The 21,764-nt window shown below is 68.0% G+C and carries 18 protein-coding genes; 8 read left to right on the top strand and 10 right to left on the bottom strand.

Going from position 1 to position 21,764, the window contains the following annotated elements:
- On the bottom strand, window positions 1-100 hold a 100-nt coding region (locus AC1EJR_RS26840; protein ID WP_477109968.1), incomplete at its 3' end, for a transposase.
- A 69-nt stretch (window positions 101-169) separates the two neighbouring features.
- Window positions 170-2,257 carry a ParB/Srx family N-terminal domain-containing protein gene (locus AC1EJR_RS26845; RefSeq protein WP_477147835.1) on the bottom strand — a complete coding sequence of 696 codons (2,088 nt, stop codon included), beginning with the start codon at window positions 2,255-2,257 and terminating at the stop codon, window positions 170-172.
- Window positions 2,258-2,408: 151 nt separating this feature from the next.
- Here AC1EJR_RS26845 and AC1EJR_RS26850 point away from each other — a divergent pair, with 151 nt between their 5' ends.
- On the top strand, window positions 2,409-3,134 hold the full coding sequence (locus tag AC1EJR_RS26850) for an NADPH-dependent F420 reductase (protein WP_454757502.1): 726 nt from the start codon (window positions 2,409-2,411) through the stop codon (window positions 3,132-3,134).
- Between the two features lie 27 nt (window positions 3,135-3,161).
- Here AC1EJR_RS26850 and AC1EJR_RS26855 read toward each other — a convergent pair whose 3' ends face one another.
- The gene (locus AC1EJR_RS26855; RefSeq protein ID WP_092294295.1) at window positions 3,162-3,551 is read right to left on the bottom strand and encodes a GNAT family N-acetyltransferase; all 390 of its coding nucleotides are present in this window, start codon (window positions 3,549-3,551) and stop codon (window positions 3,162-3,164) included.
- 223 nt (window positions 3,552-3,774) lie between these two features.
- Between AC1EJR_RS26855 and AC1EJR_RS26860 the strand changes: the two genes are divergently transcribed.
- Entirely contained in the window at window positions 3,775-5,265 is a 1,491-nt protein-coding gene (locus AC1EJR_RS26860) for an AMP nucleosidase (RefSeq protein ID WP_092294397.1), read from the top strand.
- A 47-nt stretch (window positions 5,266-5,312) separates the two neighbouring features.
- Here AC1EJR_RS26860 and AC1EJR_RS26865 read toward each other — a convergent pair whose 3' ends face one another.
- Window positions 5,313-5,957 carry an OmpW/AlkL family protein gene (locus tag AC1EJR_RS26865; protein WP_092294399.1) on the bottom strand — a complete coding sequence of 215 codons (645 nt, stop codon included), beginning with the start codon at window positions 5,955-5,957 and terminating at the stop codon, window positions 5,313-5,315.
- A 322-nt stretch (window positions 5,958-6,279) separates the two neighbouring features.
- Window positions 6,280-7,974 carry a 2-isopropylmalate synthase gene (gene leuA / locus AC1EJR_RS26870; protein WP_441593778.1) on the bottom strand — a complete coding sequence of 565 codons (1,695 nt, stop codon included), beginning with the start codon at window positions 7,972-7,974 and terminating at the stop codon, window positions 6,280-6,282.
- A gap of 459 nt (window positions 7,975-8,433) precedes the next feature.
- On the opposite strand from leuA, the gene AC1EJR_RS26875 reads away from it, so the two are divergent.
- Complete coding sequence (locus AC1EJR_RS26875; protein ID WP_454757505.1) at window positions 8,434-9,831, top strand: hypothetical protein; 1,398 nt, start codon at window positions 8,434-8,436, stop codon at window positions 9,829-9,831.
- Window positions 9,832-10,048: 217 nt separating this feature from the next.
- Here the strand turns inward: AC1EJR_RS26875 and AC1EJR_RS26880 are convergent, their stop codons facing one another.
- From AC1EJR_RS26880 to AC1EJR_RS26895, 4 genes are all read right to left on the bottom strand, one after another.
- Entirely contained in the window at window positions 10,049-10,369 is a 321-nt protein-coding gene (locus AC1EJR_RS26880; RefSeq protein ID WP_092294303.1) for a DUF6587 family protein, read from the bottom strand.
- A gap of 42 nt (window positions 10,370-10,411) precedes the next feature.
- The gene (gene feoB / locus AC1EJR_RS26885) at window positions 10,412-12,277 is read right to left on the bottom strand and encodes a ferrous iron transporter B (protein WP_477147836.1); all 1,866 of its coding nucleotides are present in this window, start codon (window positions 12,275-12,277) and stop codon (window positions 10,412-10,414) included.
- Window positions 12,278-12,314: 37 nt separating this feature from the next.
- A complete protein-coding gene (locus AC1EJR_RS26890; protein ID WP_092294307.1) occupies window positions 12,315-12,617 on the bottom strand; it encodes a FeoA family protein in 303 nt (100 codons plus the stop codon).
- Window positions 12,618-12,978: 361 nt separating this feature from the next.
- Complete coding sequence (locus AC1EJR_RS26895) at window positions 12,979-13,872, bottom strand: LysR family transcriptional regulator (protein ID WP_092294309.1); 894 nt, start codon at window positions 13,870-13,872, stop codon at window positions 12,979-12,981.
- A gap of 92 nt (window positions 13,873-13,964) precedes the next feature.
- On the opposite strand from AC1EJR_RS26895, the gene AC1EJR_RS26900 reads away from it, so the two are divergent.
- From AC1EJR_RS26900 to AC1EJR_RS26910, 3 genes are read left to right on the top strand one after another with little or no spacing between them, the layout of a single operon-like run.
- Window positions 13,965-15,773 carry an acyl-CoA dehydrogenase family protein gene (locus tag AC1EJR_RS26900; protein ID WP_477147837.1) on the top strand — a complete coding sequence of 603 codons (1,809 nt, stop codon included), beginning with the start codon at window positions 13,965-13,967 and terminating at the stop codon, window positions 15,771-15,773.
- A gap of 60 nt (window positions 15,774-15,833) precedes the next feature.
- Window positions 15,834-16,841, top strand: a complete 1,008-nt coding sequence (locus AC1EJR_RS26905) for a Bug family tripartite tricarboxylate transporter substrate binding protein (RefSeq protein WP_477113910.1) — start codon at window positions 15,834-15,836, stop codon at window positions 16,839-16,841.
- Window positions 16,842-16,886: 45 nt separating this feature from the next.
- The gene (locus AC1EJR_RS26910) at window positions 16,887-18,032 is read left to right on the top strand and encodes a CaiB/BaiF CoA transferase family protein (protein ID WP_441593772.1); all 1,146 of its coding nucleotides are present in this window, start codon (window positions 16,887-16,889) and stop codon (window positions 18,030-18,032) included.
- 85 nt (window positions 18,033-18,117) lie between these two features.
- Here AC1EJR_RS26910 and AC1EJR_RS26915 read toward each other — a convergent pair whose 3' ends face one another.
- A complete protein-coding gene (locus AC1EJR_RS26915; RefSeq protein WP_092294317.1) occupies window positions 18,118-19,209 on the bottom strand; it encodes an AI-2E family transporter in 1,092 nt (363 codons plus the stop codon).
- 159 nt (window positions 19,210-19,368) lie between these two features.
- Here AC1EJR_RS26915 and AC1EJR_RS26920 point away from each other — a divergent pair, with 159 nt between their 5' ends.
- Both AC1EJR_RS26920 and eutC read left to right on the top strand, forming a co-directional pair.
- Window positions 19,369-20,751: an ethanolamine ammonia-lyase subunit EutB gene (locus AC1EJR_RS26920; protein WP_477109022.1), complete on the top strand. Its 1,383-nt coding sequence runs from the start codon at window positions 19,369-19,371 to the stop codon at window positions 20,749-20,751.
- Window positions 20,752-20,769: 18 nt separating this feature from the next.
- Window positions 20,770-21,537, top strand: coding sequence for an ethanolamine ammonia-lyase subunit EutC (gene eutC / locus AC1EJR_RS26925; RefSeq protein WP_477113911.1), 768 nt, complete (start codon window positions 20,770-20,772; stop codon window positions 21,535-21,537).
- Window positions 21,538-21,764 lie beyond the last annotated feature (227 nt).

A 21,764-nucleotide genomic window follows, 5' to 3' on the forward strand; every position in this document is an offset into this window, starting at 1 on the left:
TGTCTATTTCATGGCGTTTGGCGATCTCACCATAGCCTGCCTGACCGTCCAGGTAGCTCTGGATAACTGTCAGCCTGAACTGCTCCGAGTACCGATACATGAAAACACCCCAAAAGTTGGTGTCCAACTTTTGGGGTGCAGTTCATTGCAGCGGGCGTCTTTTTTTGCCTTACGGCTTCAGCCCGAGGCGGTAGGCCACTGCGTACGGCAGCTTGCCGGGCTTGGTCGAACCCACCGGCTGCGAGAGCGCCGTGAACTCGGTTTCGTTCAGCGTGGTCAGGCCGCCCAGTTGCGCGGCGGTCTTGCCGTTGCTGACCACGGCGTCCGGCGCCAGCGCCACCATGGCGGCCGAGGCGCGGTGCACGGCGTCGAGGTAGCTGGCGGTGTCGTCCAGGTTGACCGTCTTCAGGTCCACCACGCCGCGCAGCCAATCGCCCCAATAGAACTCCGTGAACTCGGTGGCATCGGTCGGCTGGCTGTAGCCGATGTCGCGCGTGAAGTAGACCAGCGCGCGGTACGGGTCGTTGCCGAGGCCGTTCTTCAGGCCCAGCGCGCGCGGCAGGTCAGCCGGGTAGGTCGGCTGGTTGGCGCCGTCCTTCGACCAGATCAGCTTGCGCTCGCGCAGCGTGCGGAAGAACGTGGCGCGGTTCAGCGTGGACAGGTTGTCCTGCACGCGGATCCACATCTTCGACTGCGCGCCGCCGGTGTCGGCGTCCCAGATCGACGTGAACGAGTGGTGTCCATCGGTCAGGAACGGCTCGCCGTACGGCCCCACCACCAGCGTCTTCATGTCGGCCGGCTTGTTGCCGACCGCCTTGGTGCAGGTGAAGGAGGCGAGGTCGCCGAGGCGGGACGTGGCTGCATCCCAGGTGCTGGTCTTGTTCTGGCCGTTGGTCTCGCAGGCGTMGTCGAACTTCTTGATCGGGTCCGCGKCGTAGCGGCCGAGCTTGTAGTAGATCTGGTCGCGGCCGATGGCCGGCTGGGTGGGGCGCAGATCGGCCAGCGTGACGAGGATGTTCTGCCCTGCAGTGGCCGTCAGGTAGGTCGAGACCGGCGTCGGCGCGGCCATCGGGGCGCACACGGCGGGAAGCTGTCGCGTGCTGCCCGGCACCTGCCGGAGCTGGTACGCGAGGTTCTTGCTCACCGGCAGCCAGGTCAGGCCGAGCGATTGCGCCTGGCCGGCCACGGTGGCCTGCCACGTGCCCGAGACCAGCCCGTTGGCGGCGGCCCCGCCGGCGCGGTTGTAGGCCAGCGTCACGTCCACGGGGATGTTGTCCGCGGCGAGCGTGGTGCCCGCCACCGAGACGATGTTGCGGCGCGTACGGCCCGTGGCGGCGTTCTTGTCGTCGAGTTCCGGCTCGGCGCAGACCCAGTCGCCATCGATGCCATTGGCGGCGACGGCCGTGGCCGTGCGCACGACCCAGCTACCGGTGGGCGCCGTGGCGCTGGCGCCGGTTTCGTCGACGAAGAGCGCCACCTGGCCCTGCTGGCGGCCTACGAACAGGCGGCCGACCGTGCTGCCGCCCAGCGTCAGCGCGAAGGCGCCCGGATAGCGCGACTGGTCGGCATCGGCCGCCAGCTTGCCCGACTGGCCGCCGGCGCAGTCGGCGCTGTAGCCCAGCCCGGCGCAGACGCGCACGTTGCCATCCGCGCCGATATTGAGCTGGCCCGCGCTGGCGGCGTCGCCGGCCTGGCGCAGGTAGCTGTAGGTGCCGGCGATGTCGGCCAGCTGCGCGCCACGGTTGCCGGCCGAGATATAGCCCTGGAGCAGGGCGCCGTTGCCGGCCTTGACGTTGGGCACCTGGCCCAGCGCGCCGGAGAGCACGCCGTCATCGAGCGTGAAGCGGAAGGTGATGGCGGCGGCGGCGGCAGCCAGTGCTGCCGGTACGTCGGTGCCGCTGGCGGCGAGGCCGGTCACGCGGTAGGTGCCGTCTTCCAGCACGTACTGGCCCACCAGTGCCCCGGCCAGGCCGAAGCGGGAATCGAGGAAGCGCAGGGTGAGCTGGCCGGCGGCGGGTTTGTCGAGTTCGACGGATACCGTGTCGCCAAAGCTGACCGCGCCGACGTACAGCGATCCGCCCGACAGCGGCTGCACCGATGCCGGCTGCGTGGTGCCGCCATTGCCGCCGTTGCCACCATTGCCACCGGTACCGCCATTCGCGGCGCTGCCGTTGTCATCGTCGCCGCCGCAGGCGCCGAGCGCGAGCGTGGCCGAGATCAGCGCGGCAAAGGCTGCCTGCCTGGTCCTCTTTCCCATGATTTCCCCTGTTCGTTGTTGTAATCGATAAGTGCCGAAGACGGCACGTGGTCGCGCGTCAGTCTAGGCAGCGGCGATGACACTCCCATGACAGCGCCGGTGGCGTGGATTTCGCCTAGAGTGGCTAGATCGGAACTGCTGGAGCGAGGCCATGGGGCACGAATCGACACACATGCACCGGGGCCGGCGCAGGGTGCTGGGGGCGATGGGGCTTGTGGTCGTGGCGGGCGCGCTGCCGGCCATGGCGCAGACGCCAGCCAAATCGAAGATCGGCGTGATCGGCTCGGGGCGCATCGGCGGCACCGTGGGCGGCCTGTTCGTGAAGGCTGGGCACCCCGTGATGTTCTCCTCGCGTCACCCGGAGTCCCTGAAGAGCCTGACCGATTCGCTCGGCCCGCTGGCACAGGCCGGCACGGTGGCGCAGGCGGTGGCCTTTGCCGATGTGCTGCTACTGGCCGTGCCCTACGGCGCCGTGCCCGAGGTGGGCCAGCAGAACAAATGGCAGGGCAAGATCGTGCTCGATGCCACCAATGCGGTCTCGCCGCGCGACGGGGCGATCGTGGAGGAGGTGAAAGCCAACGGCATCGGCGCCACCACGGCCAAGTACCTGGCCGGCGCGCGGATCGTGCGCGTGTTCAACTTCACGGGCGCGGCGGAGTTTGCCCGCGAGAGCCATCGCCAGGGCGCGCTGATGGCGGTGCCGATGGCTGGCGACGACGCGGCTGCGCTAGCCGTGGCCGCGCAACTGGTGCGTGAGGTGGGGTTCGAACCGGTGGTGGTAGGCGGCCTGTCGACGGCGGACCGCTTCGCGCCGGGTGGCAAGCTGTTCCGCCAGATGGGCTCGGCGGACGCTTTCCGGCGCGCGATGGCGGAGTAACAGCGGCGGAGTAACAGCGCCGGAAAATCAGCGCCGCCGCCACTCCATGGCGACCATCGACGGCGCAAAGCCGAGTTGGCCGAAGAAGGCGGCTTCCGAGGAGCGTGCCGCGCGCAACACCCAGACGATGTCGGGATCGTTGCCCATGACCTGGCGCACCAGCGCCCGGCCGATGCCGCGCCGGCGATGCTGCGGCGCCACGGCCACCATCGAGATGTAGCCGTTGGCGATGTCGTCGCAGAGGGCGCGGGCGAAGCCGATCACCTCGCCCTTCTCCACGGCCACGGCTACGCGTTGGGAATTGGCGATCAGTTGCGCGAAGCGTTCCGCATTGCCGACCTGTTGCTCCCAACCGTTGGCGGCCAACAGACGCCTGGCCGCCTCGATCTCTGCGGGCAACGGGTTACGGATTTCCATCGACGGCTCCTCCTGCCAGATACCATGTCGCGTGCCACACCCCCAACCAAAGTGGGGAGCGCAGCGGCGTTTGCGCCACGAAGCTGCGATGTGCGGCGCGAATGGCGACAGAGTGTAGCGAAGCGGATATGGATGCGTCAAACAATGCACGGTGCAAAGCGCACAAGCGTTCGTATTCCCACGCAACGCCATCGATTGCCGCCACGGCGCGATGCCGCGCGGTATGATGGTCGCCATGAACGCCTCGATCTTCTCTTCCGCCCATCCGGCCGATCAGTTGGCCGAGTTCTCTGACGCGGACAGCGCGCTGGCGCGCATTCGCGAGATCTACGACGGCTCGGTCGCCGCCGTGCGCGCGCGCTTCGACGCCTTCGCGCAGGGCAAGCCCCTCCCATCGGCGGCGCACGCGTGCTACCCGTACCTCGGCATCTCGGTCAACCTCGAAACCATGGTGACCGACAGCCGCCCTTCGTGGGGTACGGTCGCCTACCCCGGCGTGTACGGCACCACGGTCACGCGACCGGACCTGCTGTGCGACTACTACCGCGACCAGATCGAGCGCCTGATGCGCTATCACCGCGTGCCGGTGGTCGTCGGCCTGTCGCGCCGGCCGATCCCGCTGCCGTTCGTCATCGAAGCTTCGACCACCGACATCAGCTACACCCAGGCGCGCGAGCTGGAGGCGTCGTTCGTGCTGCCCGAGCTGAGCCGCATCGACGACTCCATCGCCAATGGCACCTACGAGCCCACGCCCGGCGAAGCCTGGCCGCTCTCGCTGTTCTCGGCGGAGCGCGTGGACCTGGCCCTGCAGCGGCTCTACCACTACACCGGCACGGCGCCGCACCACTTCCAGCGTTTTGTCCTGTTCACGAACTATCAGCGTTATGTCGATGAGTTCGTCGCGCTGGGCCGCTCGCTGATGTCTGGGGATGGCGGCGACGGCTACGTGCGCTTCATCGAACCGGGGGACGTGACCCAGAACCTCGGCGAAAGCGAACCCGACGACGCCACCCGCCCGCGCGCGCTGCCGCAGATGCCGGCCTACCACCTTGTGCGCGAGGACAAGCTCGGCGTCACGCTGGTCAATATCGGCGTCGGGCCGTCGAACGCKAAGACGATGACCGATCACCTCGCCGTGCTGCGTCCGCATTGCTGGCTGATGGTGGGTCACTGCGGCGGCCTGCGCCGCTCGCAGCAGCTTGGCGACTACGTGCTGGCGCACGCCTATGTGCGGGACGACCACGTGCTCGATCACGACCTGCCGCCATGGGTGCCGGTGCCGCCGATCGCCGAGATCCAGGTGGCGCTGCAGGAGGCCGTCGCCCGCATCACCGGCCTGTCCGGCAACGAGATGAAGACGCGCATGCGGACCGGGACGGTGGTGTCCACCGATGACCGCAACTGGGAGTTGAAGTCGAAATCGCTCTATGCGCGCTTTAACCAGTCCCGCGCKATTGCCATCGACATGGAAAGTGCGACGGTCGCCGCCAATGGCTTCCGGCTGCGCGTGCCCTACGGCACGCTGCTATGCGTGTCCGACAAGCCCTTGCATGGGGAGTTGAAGCTGCGCGGCATGGCCAATACCTTCTATCGGCAGCGCGTGAGCCAGCATATGACGATCGGCCTCGAGGCGATCCGTATCCTGCGGGAGAACGGCGTGGAAGAACTCCACTCGCGGAAGTTGCGCAGCTTCGACGAGCCGGCCTTCCGCTGAGCATTGCCCCCCGCTCCGGGCGGAGCGGGGCGTCCGACATCAACACATCAGAACCGGTAACCCACGCCGGCGCTGAACAGCCACGGGTCGAGCTTGACCGTGGAAACCTTCACACCGCCCGCATACACGTTGCTGGAGATCCAGACCTTCTTGGCGTCCACGTTCAGGAACCAGTTCTTGGTGAGCTTGTAGTCCATGCCGATCTGCAGGGCAGGCCCCACGCTCCAGCGGTCCAGGTTCAGCGTGTTGCCCGCGATGTCCGCGCCGTAGACGCGCGTCGCGTTCACGCCCGCGCCGATGTACGGCCGGAACGTGCCGTTCGGGATGAAGTGGTACTGGAGCAGCAGGCTGGGCGGCAGGTGCTTGAACGTGCCGATCTTCTGGCCATCGAGCGAGACGTCCTGCTTCTGCGGAATCGTCAGCACCAGTTCGGCAGCGATGTGCGGCACGATGAAATACGTGATGTCGACTTCCGGAATCCACTTGTTGTTGACGTGGATGCGGTCCGACGCGCCCACGCCGCCCACCGGATCGGACTTGTTGGACATGTCGAGGAAGGTGCCGCGCATGCGCACCATCCAGTTGCCCTGGGCTTCCTCGGCAGCCATGGCCGGGGCCGCGAACGCGGCGGAGGCCGCCAGCGCGGCCAGGGTGGAGCAGAGTGTCTTGCGAGTGAGAGAGATGTTGGTCATGTTGGTATGCACAGGCGAGGAATAACTGTGCGACCAGTGTGGCCTTTGCCTCTCATCCCCACCTTGACCCAGCGCAAGCCGCGCGGCCTCGCGTGGCGGCCGCGCGACAGCCGATGATTCCGGGCGTGCGCCCGCTCCCTTCTATTTACATGCGGATTTATTCGTGGCGCCCGCGCGATGCGGCCCGTACGCTGTGCGCACGTGGTGAATGCATCGCGCATGTCGTGGGCGTCCGCAAGGACGTCTTTCCGGGTGTGCCCCGTGGGGGCGGGGCACACCGGTTTTCTCCACGGCGGCGGGACTCAATCCGCCGTAATCCGCCTCAGGCCGCCTGTGCTTCCTGGCTGGCGCGCCCGATGTGCCGGTTCACGCCGCACACCACCGCGCGCAGGGACGCCGTGACGATGTTCGCATCCACGCCCGCGCCGAAGCCCGTCGGCGAATCGCCGACGCGCACTTCCACATAGCAGGCCGCACGCGCATCGGCGCCGGCGGTCAGCGCATGTTCGTGATAGTCCATCACCCGCACCGGCAGGCCCAGGCCGCGCACGAAGGCGTCGACCACGGCGTCGATCGGGCCATTGCCCGCGCCGCGCGCCCGCACCGGCTGGCCATCGCGTACCAGTTCCACCTCGATCTCCACGCTGGCGTCGCTGGCCTCGCTCGTCGACACCATGCGATGCGAGACATAGCGCAGCGGCGCGTCCACGTCGAGGTACTCACGGCGGAACAGCGCGTAGAGGTCGTCGGCGCTCGCTTCCAGGCCCGTTTCGTCGGTCATCGCCTGCACCGCGCGGCTGAATTCGATCTGCAGGCGGCGCGGCATGAAGATGCCATGCGCCTGTTCGAGCAGGTAGGCCATGCCGCCCTTGCCGGACTGGCTGTTCACGCGGATCACGGCGTCGTAGCTGCGGCCGAGGTCGGCCGGGTCGATCGGCAGGTAGGGCACTTCCCAGATCGCGTCCGGCTTCTGCTGGGCGAAGCCCTTGCGGATGGCGTCCTGGTGCGAGCCGGAAAACGCCGTGAAGACGAGATCGCCGACGTATGGATGGCGCGGATGCACGGGCAGCTGGTTGCAGTGCTCCACGCACTGGCGCACCTCGTCGATATCCGAGAAATCGAGTTCCGGGGCCACGCCCTGGGTGTAGAGGTTCAGCGCCAGCGTGACGAGATCGACGTTGCCGGTACGCTCGCCGTTGCCGAACAGGCAGCCTTCCACGCGGTCCGCGCCGGCCATCACGGCCAGCTCGGCGGCGGCCACGGCGGTGCCGCGGTCATTGTGCGGATGGACGGACAGCGCGATATGCTCGCGCCGCGCCAGATGGCGATGCATCCATTCCACCTGGTCCGCGAACACGTTAGGCGTGCTGCATTCCACGGTGGTCGGCAGGTTCAGCACCATCGGGCGGGTGGCGGACGGCTCCCATACAGCCGATACCGCATCGGAAACCTCAAGCGAGAAATCGAGTTCGGCCAGGCTGAAGGTCTCGGGCGAATACTCGTAGGTCCAGGCCGTTTCCGGCATCGCATCGGTCAGTTCGCGGATCAGGCGCGTGCCACTCACGGCCACCTCGCGGATTTCCTCGCGCGAGGCATTGAAGACGATGCGGCGCCACGCCGGCGCGATCGGGTTGTACAGGTGGATGGTGGCCTGGCGCGCGCCACGTACCGACTCCACGGTGCGCCGGATCAGGTCCTCGCGCGACTGGGTCAGCACCACGATGTTCACGTCGGCGGGAATCCGGTCTTCTTCGATCAGCATGCGGACGAAGTCGAAATCGGTCTGCGAGGCCGACGGGAAGGCCACCTCGATCTCCTTCAGCCCCACCTTCACCAACTGCTCGAAGAAGCGCAGCTTGCGCGCGGGGTTCATCGGCTCGATCAGGGCCTGGTTGCCGTCGCGCAGGTCGGTGCTCATCCAGCGCGGGGCGCGCGTGATCTGGCGCGACGGCCAGGTGCGGTCAGGCAGGTTGACGGTGGTGGCGGGGCGGTACTTGGCGGCGGGATTGCGCAACATGGGTGTTCTCCTTCCTCGCGGGAAGATGCGACAGGCAAAAATCAAAAATTCGGGGAAAAAACGGGAAAACGGTGGCGATAGACGGCTGCCGAACTGCCACGGGGCGCTAGGCCCGGCAACCGGTCGTTAGGTCTAGTAGTAGCGAGGAGGGGGATGCGGCCAGGCCGCCGCGCGACAGCCGGCCAGCCCGCGCCACGCACGCGCGCACGGCGGCATCGATGCGCGGGGCATCAACGGCGTGGCGGAGGAGGAGGGCGGAGGCGTGCATCGTGCGCGAAAGGGTTAAGCCGCCAGCGTAGTCGAAATCCGCACTTGGCGTCAACCGCTTGCCGTAGACCGGGGATGACCTCATCCCGATATGTGGGGTGGCGCTCAGTCCTCTGGCCAGTACATCGCCTGGCGGATCGCGCCTAGTCTCGTAGCACGGGAACGGGACATTACAACAGAAGGGGACAAACCATGACGACACGTCGATGGATATCCTGGCTCGCCTGCGCGGCGACCGTGGCGCTGATGGCAGCCTGCGGCGGCGGCGGCGGGTCCAGCGGGGGAGGTACCTCGCCGACGGGCAGCGCCGGCAATGGCGGGAGCGGTGGCAACGGCGGCAATGGCGGGAATGGCGCGACGGCTGCCAAGTCGTACACCGTGGTGATGAGCCAGACCTCCGGCCAGGTCTCCGTCGGCAGCTCGATTTCGCTGACTGCGTCAGTGGTGGACAACAACGGCAACGACGTCACCGGCAACACCAGCTTCGTCTGGACCTCTTCGAACAGTTCCGTAGCGGCCGTGGGCAATGGCACGGTGCCGGGCAGCGGCGTGGTGACCGGCGTCGGTACCGGCACCGCCACGATCAGCCTGCTGGCCACCGTCACCGGCGCCAGCAACGCCACCACGGCGTTGCCGCAGGTCTCGGCCGTCATCACGGTGGTGGCGCCCGGCACGCGTACCTACAGCCTTGCGCTGCCTTATCCGGTGTTGTCGATGACTGACGGCCAGGTGCTGCCCGTCACGGCGTCCCTGATCGACAGTGATGGCGCGGACCGCTCCACGGCCGGCAGCGGCTGGAACTGGAGCAGCAGCACGGCGGCCGTGCAGGTCACCGGCGCGATCAACTTAGGCATGCTGCGCGGCGTGAATGCGTCCGACACGGTGGCCCAGTCGGTGGTCTCGGTCTCGGTCACGGCGCCAGACAACTCCGTGCTGACAGGCGCGTTCCTGGTGTCGGTGGTCAAGACGGGCGTGGCGAGCTTCCGGCTGGTGCTGTCGCAGAACGGCGCCCAGATCAATGCGCTGAACGTGCTGAACGGCTATCCGCAGGTCTATGCGTCGAAGGTGGTGCGTAATGACGAGAGCGATGTCACACCGGACTTCAACGGCCTTTGGACCTTCACCACGACCTCGCCGTCGCTAGCCGTGCTGCCGGATGGCGCCACGCGCCTGACCACGGTCAGTACAAGCCGGCCGAATGGCGCGTCACCGCTGCAAAGCGTGCTCGCCGAGTTCGCCAGCAGCCTGTCGCTAACCGCGACGCCGCGCGCCAACCTGCTCGTCACCGAGCAGCCGACCTGGGCGCTGGTCTACAACGGTCCGCAGCCGCTGGTGGTGCCGCCGGGTATCGGGGCGACGATCGCGGTGCATCTGCTCCATCGCGGCATCGACGAAGGCATCTCGCCGTGCTTTGGCAGCTGGGCGTGGTCTACTGCCAGCAGCAACATCATCCTGAACCAGGTGGTGATCGCGCCGAACTCGGCATCGATCACGCCGCTCGCCAACGGGCCGTTCACGGTGACCGCGCGCTGCACGGCCGGACCCGAGGCAATGCCTGTGTCGATCACGCTGGCCGGCGTGGTGCAGTAAATCGGCTGGACGATGAAACCCGCCGCGCTTTCCGCGCGGCGGGTTTTTCTTTGCTCGTTGCCGATGCAGGATGGCGGCGGGCGTACCCGTTTCTGCGGGCGTCGGGCGGGTCTGGCAGGACGGGCGTACCCGTTTCTGCGTGCAGCGATCCGGGGTCAGAATGCAAAAACGGCGGTCGCAAGGACCGCCGTTCTTTGTCGGGATGGGCTCTGCGCCGTCAGGATTTGCGCACGAACCGGATKATCTGCTCGTTCTCCGGCGGGGCCGAGGCCGAGGCCGCAGGGGACGTATTCGACCCGCACGTGCCGCAGCCGCTATTCGTCTCGCACCCGGAGGCGCAACCGGCGGCGGCCTGCGGCGCCAGACGCCGCGCCAGCCATGCGCGCCAGCCGGTGGCGCCGGCGCCACCCAGGCGCACGGCCAGGGACGCCTTCACGCGTTCCCGCGTGCGCGGCATGTAGCGGCCCGTCACGTGGACCGCGCAAGCCGCCACGATCAGCGCGACCACCAGGATTTCGAAGGCGTGATAGAGCGTCATGGCCGTTGGACCCAAGTCGGTGTCGCCAGTTTCAACCTCGTCTCAACCAAATGCCAGCGCCGCACGATACGTGATGAACGACGCGAGGTAGGCCAGCCCCGTCAGGTAGGCCGCCGAAGCCGCCATCACCGCCCAGGAGTTGGTCTCGCGCCGGATCACCGCCAGCGTGGAAATGCACTGCGGCGCAAACACGTACCACGCCAGCAGGGACAGCGCCGTGGCCAGCGACCACTGCGCGGCAATCATCGGCGCCAGTTGCACGGCCACCGCGTCGTCGCTGCCCGAGAGCGCATAGACCGTGGCGAGTGCGCCAACCGCCACTTCGCGTGCGGCCAGACCCGGCACCAGTGCGATACAGATCTGCCAGTTGAAGCCGATCGGCGCGAATACATGTTGCAGCGCCCGGCCGAGCATGCCGGCGAAGCTGTAGTCGATGGCCGGCAGCGTGGCGCCTTCCGGCGGCGACGGGAACGTGGCCAGGAACCACAGCAGCACGGTCAGTGTCAGGATCACCTTGCCCACGCGCGACAGGAAGATCCGGGCACGCTCCCACAGGCCGATGGCGATGTCGCGCGGATTCGGAATCCGGTACGACGGCAGTTCCATCAGCAGCGGATGGTCGGTACGGTCACGGCGGAAGAACTTGAGCACATAGGCCACCACMAGGGCGCTGACGATGCCGGCCACGTACAGCGCGAACAGCACCAGGCCCTGCAGGTTGAACAGGCCGGCCACGGTGCGTTCGGGGATGAACGCGCCGATCAGCAGCGCATACACCGGCAGCCGCGCCGAGCAGGTCATCAGCGGCGCCACCAGGATGGTGGTCAGCCGGTCGCGCGGGTCCTGGATGGTCCGCGTGGCCATGATCCCTGGAATCGCGCAGGCGAAGCTCGACAGCAGCGGGATGAACGAGCGCCCCGAGAGCCCCGCGCCCATCATCAGGCGGTCCAGCAGGAAGGCGGCGCGCGGCAGGTAGCCCGACTCCTCCAGCGTGAGAATGAAGAGGAACAGGATCAGGATCTGCGGCAGGAACACGATCACGCTGCCCAGGCCGGCGATCAGTCCATCGACKATCAGGCTGTGCAGCAGGCCAGCGGGCAGCCAGCCGCCCACGACCTCGCCGGCCAGGTGCACGGCGCCTTCGATGCCGTMCATGAGCGGCTCGGCCCACGAGAACACGGCCTGGAACATGAAGAACAGCAGCACGGCCAGGATGACCAGGCCGAACACCGGGTGCAGGATCACGCGGTCGAGCGCGTCATCGAGCCTTGCGGTGCGCGTCGGCATGGTCACGGCGGTGTCCAGCAGGCGCTTGACCTCGGCGTGCGTGTCCAGCTCGGACATCGCCTCCACGGACTGCGGCGGCACCGGCGGGGCCGGCGGCAGCACGCCGTCGAGCAGGTCGATCAGCGCCGCGGCGCCATCGCGCTTGACCGCCACGGTCTGCACCACGGGTACGCCGAGCGCCTGCGACAGCGCGTCGCGGTCGATCAGGATGCCGCGTTTTGCCGCGGCATCGCTCATATTGAGCACCACCACCATCGGCACGCCCAGCCGGCGCAGTTCCAGCACGAAGCGCAGGTGCAGGCGCAGGTTGGTGGCATCGACCACCGAGACGATCAGGTCCGGACGCGGCTCGCCGGGGCGCTGGCCCATGCAGACCTCGCGCGTGATCGCCTCGTCCAGGCTGGCCGCGTGCAGGCTGTACGCGCCCGGCAGGTCCAGGATGCGCACGCTGCGGCCGGCTGGCGAGACGAACTGGCCTTCCTTGCGCTCGACGGTCACGCCGGCGTAGTTGGCCACCTTCTGGCGGCTGCCGGTCAGGCGGTTGAACAGTGCGGTCTTGCCGCAATTGGGATTGCCCACCAGCGCAATGCGCAGGGCGGATGGAGGTTGTGCGACGGACATGTTGGCAGGGGGTCCTGATCGGCCTGTGGCAACGCCCTCAGGCGATGCGCTGGGCGGCGGAGGCGTCGGGCTGGGTAGCCGGGGCGATGCTGGAAACGGTGGCGCTTACCACTTCCACGGTGATGCGGGCCGCTTCGGCGCGGCGCAGCGCAAAGCGCGTGAAGCCGACCTGCGCCACCAGCGGGTCTTTGCCGAAGGGGCCGAACGCGATGATCTGCACCGCTTCGCCCGGCACAAAACCGAGATCGCGCAGGCGGCGCGAGATGGGATCGTTCGCGGTGGCATCGTCCACCGATTTCACAACGGCGGCCGTGCGCCGGGGCAGTTCAGACAACCGCATAGGTTTCCAGTGCGCAGGCAGGATCGCCGCCCCGCGAAGGTAAATAAAAATCGTTCTCGATTGTATAGCATTCGTGCGGCTTCGGCGCCGAAGCCATACCGGATCGCGGCAGAAGCCGTCCGTTTTCGTACGCGGGGGCGTTTCCTCCACGTCCGCGCGCGGGCTAGGGATTACGCCAGTATTCGCACTAATCTGGGGCCCGGGCGCCGGCATTCCATCGAATACCGCATTTGTGGTATTGGTCCGCCGGGAGGGGGGCGCTATGCTCCAGACACGCTGAACACCCCGTTCCACGCGTACTTCAGAGCCACTGGTCCTTGGACCGGTGGCTTTTTCTTTGGCGCACATTGCGCACCGGATTCTAAACGCCGGCCTGCGCGGCGGCCAGCCGGATGGTGTCGACGAAGTGGTCGCGCGCCGGATGATCAGGCGCCCGCTTCCACACGCAATAGACCTCGGACGGCACCGTGGCATCGGCCAGCGGCCGGAAGGTCGCCCCCGCCATGCCCGAGCGCGCAAGTGCCGCCGGCACCACAGCCACGCCCATCCCCTGCGACACCAGCGACACCACGGACAGCCAGTGCCGCATCTCGTGCCGCACCTGCGGATAGAAGCCCTGCGCGGCGCACATCTCGAAGATCCGGTTGTAATAGTCGGGCGACGCCTTGCGCGAAAACAGCACGAAGGGCTCGCCGCGCAGGTCGGTCAGCGCCACCTCGGCCCGTGGGGCCAGCGGGTGGCCTGCCGGCATGCAGCAGACAAAGGGCTCGCGATGGGCCAGCTCGGTGGCCAGTTCATCGGGCACCCGGCTGGTGTGGATGAAGCCCGCGTCGAGTTCGCCGTGTAGCAGGGCGTCGATCTGCTCCTGCGAGTTGAGTTCCGTCAACGCCACCTGGATGCCGGGGTAGCGGTGCTGGAACTCGTGCAGGCGCTGGGGCAGGCCCCGGTACAGCATCGAGCCGACAAAGCCGACGCGCAGCCGGCCCACCGCGCCCGCCTCGATCTCCCGGGCCAGCTGGCGCGCCGACTCGGCCTGCGCCAGCAGCGCCGTGGCCGACTCCTTGAACGCGCGCCCCGCCGCCGTCAGCCGCACGCCGCGGCTGTCGCGCTCGAACAGCCGCGCCCCCACCGATGCCTCCAGTTGCTGGATGTTGAGCGAAAGCGGCGGCTGGGAGATCGACAGCCGCCGCGCGGCGCGGCCGAAGTGCAGTTCCTCGGCCAGCACGAGGAAATAGCGCAGATGACGGAATTCCATGGCGATATAAATTTTGTATGGATCAAGCCAATTTTAGAATTAGACACGAATCGTTKGCGTTCGAATAATGAATCCCAAACAAGGAGACAGCCATGCCGACCAGCGCCGCCCGGATWCCGTCCGCTTCTTTGACCGATTCGCGAGATTCGTCTCAAGATATCGCCCATCCGGTACCGGACCGGCACGGCACGAGCCTGTTCACGGCCGACCCGGACCTGCGCGCGCTGCTGCCGCTCTACCTGCCGGCCGACCTGTTCAATCACCTGCTGCCGCATCTTGAGCGCATGGGCGCGCTGGCGGGTGGCGTGCTCGATACCCTCGCCAATGTGGCGGATCATGCACCACCCACGCTCTCCCATCGCACTCGCACCGGCCTCGACGCGCAGGCCATCCACAAGGATCCTGCCTATATAGAACTGGAGAAAGTGGCGTTCGCCGAATTCGGCCTCGCCGCGGCCTCCCATCGCGGCGGCGTGCTCGGCTGGGACAAGCCCATGCCGCCTGCGGCGAAGTACGCACTGACTTATCTGTTCGTCCAGGCCGAGTTCGGGCTGTGCTGCCCGCTGTCGATGACGGACTCGCTGACCCGCACGCTGCGCAAGTTCGGCGACCCGGCGCTGGTGGAACGCTATCTGCCCAACCTGACCACGCAGGTCTTCGACGACCTGTACCAGGGCGCGATGTTMATGACCGAGCAGGGCGCCGGCTCCGACGTGGCGGCCACCGCCACGCGCGCGATTCGGGACGACAGCGTGGAAGGCGGCTGGCGGCTGGTAGGCGACAAGTGGTTCTGCTCCAACCCGGACGCCGCCCTGGCCATGGTGCTGGCCCGCATGGAGGAGCCGGACGGCACGGCCACGCCGGGCATCAAGGGTGTCTCGCTGTTCCTGCTGCCGCGCACGCTGGCCGATGGCAGCGCCAACCACTATCGGATCATCCGTCTCAAGGACAAGCTCGGCACGCGCTCGATGGCCAGCGGCGAGATCCGGCTCGAAGGCGCGCACGCGTGGCTGGTGGGCGAGCCGGGCCGGGGCTTCGTGCAGATGGCGGACATGATCAACAACTCGCGGCTCTCCAACGGCGTGCGGGCGGCCGGGCTGATGCGCCGCGCGCTGACCGAGGGGCAGTTCATCGCCCGGGAACGGCGCGCGTTCGGCAAGCGGCTGGTGGACATGCCGCTGATGCGTCGGCAGCTGCTCAAGCTCACGCTGCCCACCKAGCAGGCCCGCACGATGGTGTTCCAGACCGCCGAGGCGCTGCGCCGCGCCGACGCCGGCGAGGCCGATGCCTACCCGCTGATGCGCGTGCTGACGCCGCTGATCAAGTTCCGCGCCTGCCGTGACGCGCGCAAGGTCACCGGCGACGCCATGGAGATCCGCGGCGGCTGCGGCTATATCGAGGAATGGAGCGACCCGCGCCTCGTCCGCGATGCGCACCTGGGGTCGATCTGGGAGGGTACGAGCAATATCGTCGCGCTGGATGTGCTGCGCGCCATCCGCCGCGAGGGCTCGCTGCCCGTGCTCCAGACGTATCTGGCTGGCCTGCTGGCCGATACGCCGATGCATGCCACGGCTCGGGCCACCTTCGCGCAGGCCATCGCCAACGCCGCCGCGCTGGCTGCACGCGCCGCCGAGGCCGGTGCCGAAGGCGATGTGCTGGCCCGCCAGGCCGCCTCCGCGCTGTACCACGTGACCAGCGCCGTGGCGATGGCGTGGGAAGCGGGCCGCATCGGCTCGGTCCGTCGCATGCGGCTGGCGCAACTGGTGCTGGTGTACCGCGTGCTGCCGCAGGACCCGCTGGCCGGCGGCGCCGAGCCGGCATGGCTGGCCGAGACTGTCGCGCCGCCCGAGGACGGCGCGCTGCGCCCCGCCGGCCAACTCGACGAGATCAACGTGTTTTGACCTGTTTTGACGTGTTCCTGCGTTCCAAATAGACAAAAAAGCCTCACCCGGAGACAAACCATGCCCCCCAAGCTTCATTGGCACCGCCGCGCGGCCCTGGCGGCCTTCACCGCGCTCGCCGCCGCCACGCTCGGCCTTGCCGCCGCGCCCGCCTTCGCCCAGAAGGACTTTCCGACCAAGCCGATCATGATGGTGGTGACCTACCCGCCGGGCGGCCCCACCGATGCGATGGCCCGCACACTGGCCGCCGCGCTCAAGAGCAGCCTGGGCCAGCCCGTGGTGGTGGAGAACCGCGCCGGCGCCGGCGGCAATATCGGCGCGGAGGCGGTGGCGCGCGCCGAGCCGGACGGCTACACGCTGATGTTCGGCACCTCGGCGCCGCTGGCCATCAACGTGAGCCTGTATCGGAAGATCAACTACGACCCGGTGAAGAGCTTCGCGCCGGTGATCCAGATCGGCCATCTGCCGAACGTGCTGGTGGTGAACGCCAACGTGCCGGCGAAGAACGTACAGGAGCTGATTGCCTACGGCAAGGCGCATCCGGGCAAGCTGACCTATGCGTCGTCGGGCAACGGCGCGTCGTCGCATCTGGCCGGCGTGCTGTTCAACAACCTCGCCGGCACCGACTTCCAGCACATTCCGTACAAGGGCACCGGCCCGGCGCTCAATGACCTGCTCGGCGGGCAGGTCAGCATGACGTTCACCGACGTGCTGACCGCGCTGCCATTCATCAAGAGCGGCAAGGTGCGCGCGCTGGGCGTGACCACGCGCGGCCGCTCGCAAGCGCTGCCTGACGTGCCGACCGTGGCCGAGCAGGGCGTGCCCGGCTTCGACGTGTCCGTGTTCTTCGGCGTGGTGGCGCCCGCCGGCACGCCGGCGGAGGTGATCCGCAAGCTCAACGGCGCCTTCGCCGAGGCGCTCAAGCAGCCCGAAGTCCGTCAGACGCTGGTGGCGCAGGGGCTGGAGTTCGCGCCGTCCACCTCGCCCGAGCAGCTTGGCGGCTTTGTGAAGTCGGAAGTCACCAAGTGGCGCGCCGTGGTACAAAAGTCGGGTGCGCAGCTCGACTGACGCGCGCCAGCCATCCAAAAAAACGATAGCGAGGTAGACACCATCATGACGACGCCCCCCACTCCCGGCGCGCTGGCCGGCATCCGCGTGGTTGATTTGTCGCGCATCCTGGGCGGGCCGTTCTGCGGCCAGATCCTGGGCGACCACGGCGCCGACGTGCTCAAGATCGAGCCACCGCAGGGCGACGACACGCGCACCTGGGGCCCGCCGTTCCGCGACGGCGTGGCGTCGTACTACTTCGGCCTGAACCGCAACAAGCGGGTGATGCGGCTGGACCTCACCGCCGATGCGGACCGCGAGGTGCTGCTGTCGCTGCTGGCCGAGGCCGATGTGATGGTCGAGAACTTCAAGACCGGCACGCTCGAGAAATGGGGGCTGGGCTACGACGTGCTGTCGCAGCGCTTTCCGCGCCTGGTGCACTGCCGGGTGTCCGGGTTTGGCGCCGATGGCCCGCTGGGCGGGCTGCCCGGCTACGACGCGGCGATCCAGGCCATGGCCGGCATCATGAGCATCAATGGCGAGGCCGATCGTGACCCGCTGCGCGCCGGCCTGCCCGTGGTGGACATGGTCACCGGCCTGAACGCGGCGCTGGGCGTGCTGCTGGCGCTGCAGGAGCGCGCGCGCAGCGGGCGCGGCCAGTTCGTCGAGGCGGCGCTGTACGACTCGGGGCTCTCGCTGCTGCATCCGCACGCGGCCAACTGGTTCATGAGTGGCAAGACACCGACACGCACCGGTAACGCCCATCCCAATATCTATCCGTACGACACGGTGGCCACGGCCACGGACCCGATCTTCCTGGCCGTGGGCAACGATCGCCAGTTCCGTATCCTGTGCGAGCACCTCGGCGTGCCCGCGCTGGCCGATGACGAACGCTACGCCACCGCCGGCGCGCGCTCGGTCAATCGCGATTCGCTGAAAGTGGAACTGGAAGCGCGCATGGGCACGCATGATGGCAAGGCGCTGGCCGATGCCCTGGCGGCGGCCGGGGTGCCGTGCGCGCCGGTGCTGTCGGTGCCGGACGCCCTCCAGCATCCGCACACCGCGCACCGCGAGATGGTGGTGGAGATGCCCGGCGGCTACAAGGGCCTCGGCGCGCCGGTCAAGCTGAGCCGCACGCCGGCCACGTACCGCTACGCGCCCTTGGCGGAGGGCAACCAGTTCCTGCCGCGCGAGGCCGCGAACGAGGGCTGATCCGTCGCAATCTCATCGCGCGGCAACGGGAGCGTACCCGTTGCTGCGCATTGAATGCCAATGCATTCAACGAGTTAACAATCGCCTACACCAGCGCCGCCGTGGACAGTTCGCGCTTCACGTAGGCATAGAAGATCGGTCCCGCAATCACGCCGGGTATACCGTAGAGCGTTTCCATCACCAGCATCACCGTCAGCAGCTCCCAAGCGGCCGCCTGTATACGCGCGCCGATGATGCGCGCGTTCAGGAAGTACTCGAGCTTGTGGATCACCACGAGGTATACCAGCGACACCACGGCAATCGGCAGGGACACCGACAGCGACGCCACGAAGATCGCCGTGTTCGAGATCAGGTTGCCGAGCACCGGCAGCAGCCCCGCGATGAACGTGATGGCCACCAGCGTCTTCGAGAGCGGCAGGTGCTGGCCGAACAACGGCATCACCACCAGCAGGTAGATCGCCGTCAGGATGGTGTTGATCAGCGAGATCTGCACCTGCGCGAAGATGAACTGCGAGAAGGCCACTTGCAGCGTGCTCGCACGGGCGATCAGTGCGCTGGCCAACGGACGGCGATTGGGGCGCGAGATGGCGCGGTACAGCGCTACCATCGCCCCGATCACGAAGCCGATCAGGATATGCAGCAGCGTGCGCAGGATGTCCGCGCCGAGCCGCTGCGCCATCTGGGCGTGCTCGCGCAGGGTGGTGATCAGCGTGGTGGCGAGTTCTTCCACGCCGCGCGGCAGGGAGTCGCTCACCCAGGGCGGCATCTGATTGCGGGAGCGGTCGATGATGTCGGCGGCGTGGTCCATCAGCCGTTCGAGCGTGTTGCCGTCGCCGCTGATAAAGCGCACGAGCGCCCAGATGCCGCCGCTMAGGGCGAAGAGGATGATCGCGGACAGGATCAGCACGGCCAGCGCGTCCCGCCGGGAATGCCGTGTGAGGCGCGGGGCCAGCACTTCGACCAGCGAATACAGCAGCAGCCCGGACAGCAGGGCCGCCACGAGGTTGGCCTGCATCACCAGCAGGAGCGCGCCGGCGGTCAGCGCATATGACGCCGCCGTGACACTGAACCAGCTGCCCGGCGTCAGGCGCCGGACGGGGTGGAGCGGATCGGGGTTGGGCGTGCCGTCTCCGGTCTGGGGGCGGCCTGGCGTGCGGTCTTGTTCCACCTGCGGCATGTCTCGGCTGTCGCGTTCGCGTTGGGTTGAAGGGTTGGGCGCATCGATTGTCGGCGCGCGGCGCGCCAATAGCAAGTCACATCGGGCGTGAAACTTGCGTGCCAGCTCGCGTATATTGAAGTCACGCAGCGCACGCTTTCCTCCCGGAGATCTGACGCCATGCCCTTCACCCATACCGTCGGCACGCGCCGGCATGTCTTTGCCGACTTGCGCACGCTGCTGGCCCGGGCCAGCCCGGCGCGCTCGGGCGACGCGCTGGCCGGCATCGCCGCCGGGGACGAGGAGGAGCGCATGGCCGCGCGCATGGCGCTGGCGGATGTGCCGCTCGGACACTTCCTCTCCGAAGCGCTGATTCCCTATGAGGACGACGAGGTCACGCGGTTGATCGTCGATCGCCACGATGCCGCCGCCTTCGCCGAGATCGGCGCGCTGACCGTGGGCGGTTTCCGGGACTGGCTGCTGCGCCACGAGACCGACGAGGCCACGCTGCGCCGCGTGGCGCCCGGCATCACGCCCGAGATGGCGGCGGCGGTCAGCAAGCTCATGCGCAATCAGGATTTGATCGCCGTGGCGCGCAAGTGCCGCGTGGTCACGCGGCTGCGCAGCACCATCGGCCTGCCAGGCAGGCTGGCCGTGCGCCTGCAGCCCAATCATCCCACCGACGACCCGCGCGGCATCGCCGCGTCCATCATCGACGGCCTGCTCTACGGCTGCGGGGACGCCACCATCGGCGTGAACCCGGCTGGCGACAACCTCGCCGCCATCGTCAAGCTGCTGCGGCTGATCGACGACGCCCGCACGCGCTACGACGTGCCGACCCAGTCCTGCGTGCTGACCCACGTGACCAATACACTGCGGGCGATGGAACTGGGCGCGCCGGTGGACCTCGTGTTCCAGTCCGTGGCCGGCAGCCAGCGCGCCAACGAGGCGTTCGGCATCTCGCTGGCCCTGCTCGACGAAGCCCGGCAGGCGGCGCTGGCGCTGCAGCGCGGCACGGTGGGGGACAACGTCATGTACTTCGAGACCGGCCAGGGCAGCGCGCTGTCCGCCAACGCGCACCATGGCGTGGACCAGCAGACCATGGAGGCGCGCGCCTACGCCGTGGCGCGTGCGTTCGAGCCGCTGCTGGTGAATACCGTGGTCGGCTTCATCGGCCCCGAGTACCTGTACGACGGGAAGCAGATCATCCGCGCCGGGCTCGAAGACCATTTTTGCGGGAAGCTGCTGGGCGTGCCGATGGGCTGCGACGTCTGCTACACCAACCACGCCGAGGCCGACCAGGACGACATGGACACGCTGCTGACGCTGTTCGGCGTGGCCGGCATCAACTTCATCATGGGCGTGCCGGGCGCGGACGACATCATGCTCAACTACCAGAGCACGTCGTTCCACGATGCGCTGTACCTGCGCGAGGTGCTCGGCCTGCGCCCCGCGCCGGAGTTCGAAGCGTGGCTGCAACGGATGGGCATCCTCGACGATGCCGGCCGGGTGCTGGAGCCGGCCGCGCGCGCGCCCCTGCTGGACCTGGCGCGCACGCTGTAACGCACGATGGAGCCGATCATGCCCAAGCCGCCCGCCGACATCGATCCCTGGACCCAGTTGCGCCAGTACACCCGGGCGCGCGTGGCGCTGGGCCGCACCGGCCACGCGCAGAAGACGGGGGATGTGCTCGCCTTCGGCCTCGCCCACGCGCAGGCGCGTGACGCGGTGCACCTGCCGCTCGACGTCACGGCCCTCGACATGGCCTTGCAGGAGGCGGGACTTACCGCGCAGCACGTCCACAGCGCGGCACCGGACCGCGACCAATACCTCCGCCGCCCCGACCTCGGCCGCCGGCTGGACGCCGAAAGCTACGAAGCGCTGGCCAACGAGCGGCCCGGCCAGACCCCCGACGCCGTGTTCGTGATTGCTGACGGCCTCTCCGCGCTGGCCGCGCAACGCCACGCCGTGCCGCTGCTGCGCGCCGTGCTGGCGCGGCTGGCCGACTGGCACATCGGCCCGGTCGTGGTGGCCCGCCAGTCCCGCGTGGCCCTCGGCGACGAAATCGGAGATCTCCTAGGCGCCCGCCAGATCGTGATGTTGATCGGCGAACGGCCCGGCCTCAGCTCGCCGGATAGTCTTGGGATTTATCTGACCTACGACCCGAAGCCCGGACGGACCGACGCGCAGCGGAACTGCATCTCGAATGTCAGGCCGGAGGGATTGCCATACGCGACAGCGGCGGAAAGGCTGGTGTTCTTGATGCGCGGCGCGGTGGCGCTGGGAAGGTCGGGGGTGGAGTTGAAGGACGATAGTGAGGGGGGCGACCCCGTCGGGCTGCCGGGCTAGCGGGAAAACGCCCTGCCGGCGTATTTCAGGGTTTTACGATTGTAGTGGTTCGCTCGTCGCTTTTAGTATGCCGCATGTGCAGTGCCAGACACTGCGGCGGCTACGGAGCGATGACTGATGGCAGAGGGTTTCGACGCGCTCGGCGCAACGTTGAGCGGGCAGCAGCAGTACTTCCTTAAGGTTCCCGGCGCGGCCAGCGCCGGGGCATTGTCGGTGGTGTCGTTCGA

The sequence above is a fragment of the Cupriavidus sp. 05T42 genome (assembly GCF_056396345.1).

Coding starts and splice junctions, on each gene's coding strand:
- AC1EJR_RS26850 (WP_454757502.1), top strand. CDS start 2,409: ATGGGGCACGAATCGACACACATGCACCGGGGCCGGCGCAGGGTGCTG.
- AC1EJR_RS26855 (WP_092294295.1), bottom strand. CDS start 3,551: ATGGAAATCCGTAACCCGTTGCCCGCAGAGATCGAGGCGGCCAGGCGT.
- AC1EJR_RS26865 (WP_092294399.1), bottom strand. CDS start 5,957: ATGACCAACATCTCTCTCACTCGCAAGACACTCTGCTCCACCCTGGCC.
- leuA (WP_441593778.1), bottom strand. CDS start 7,974: ATGTTGCGCAATCCCGCCGCCAAGTACCGCCCCGCCACCACCGTCAAC.
- AC1EJR_RS26875 (WP_454757505.1), top strand. CDS start 8,434: ATGACGACACGTCGATGGATATCCTGGCTCGCCTGCGCGGCGACCGTG.
- AC1EJR_RS26890 (WP_092294307.1), bottom strand. CDS start 12,617: ATGCGGTTGTCTGAACTGCCCCGGCGCACGGCCGCCGTTGTGAAATCG.
- AC1EJR_RS26895 (WP_092294309.1), bottom strand. CDS start 13,872: ATGGAATTCCGTCATCTGCGCTATTTCCTCGTGCTGGCCGAGGAACTG.
- AC1EJR_RS26905 (WP_477113910.1), top strand. CDS start 15,834: ATGCCCCCCAAGCTTCATTGGCACCGCCGCGCGGCCCTGGCGGCCTTC.
- AC1EJR_RS26910 (WP_441593772.1), top strand. CDS start 16,887: ATGACGACGCCCCCCACTCCCGGCGCGCTGGCCGGCATCCGCGTGGTT.
- AC1EJR_RS26920 (WP_477109022.1), top strand. CDS start 19,369: ATGCCCTTCACCCATACCGTCGGCACGCGCCGGCATGTCTTTGCCGAC.
- eutC (WP_477113911.1), top strand. CDS start 20,770: ATGCCCAAGCCGCCCGCCGACATCGATCCCTGGACCCAGTTGCGCCAG.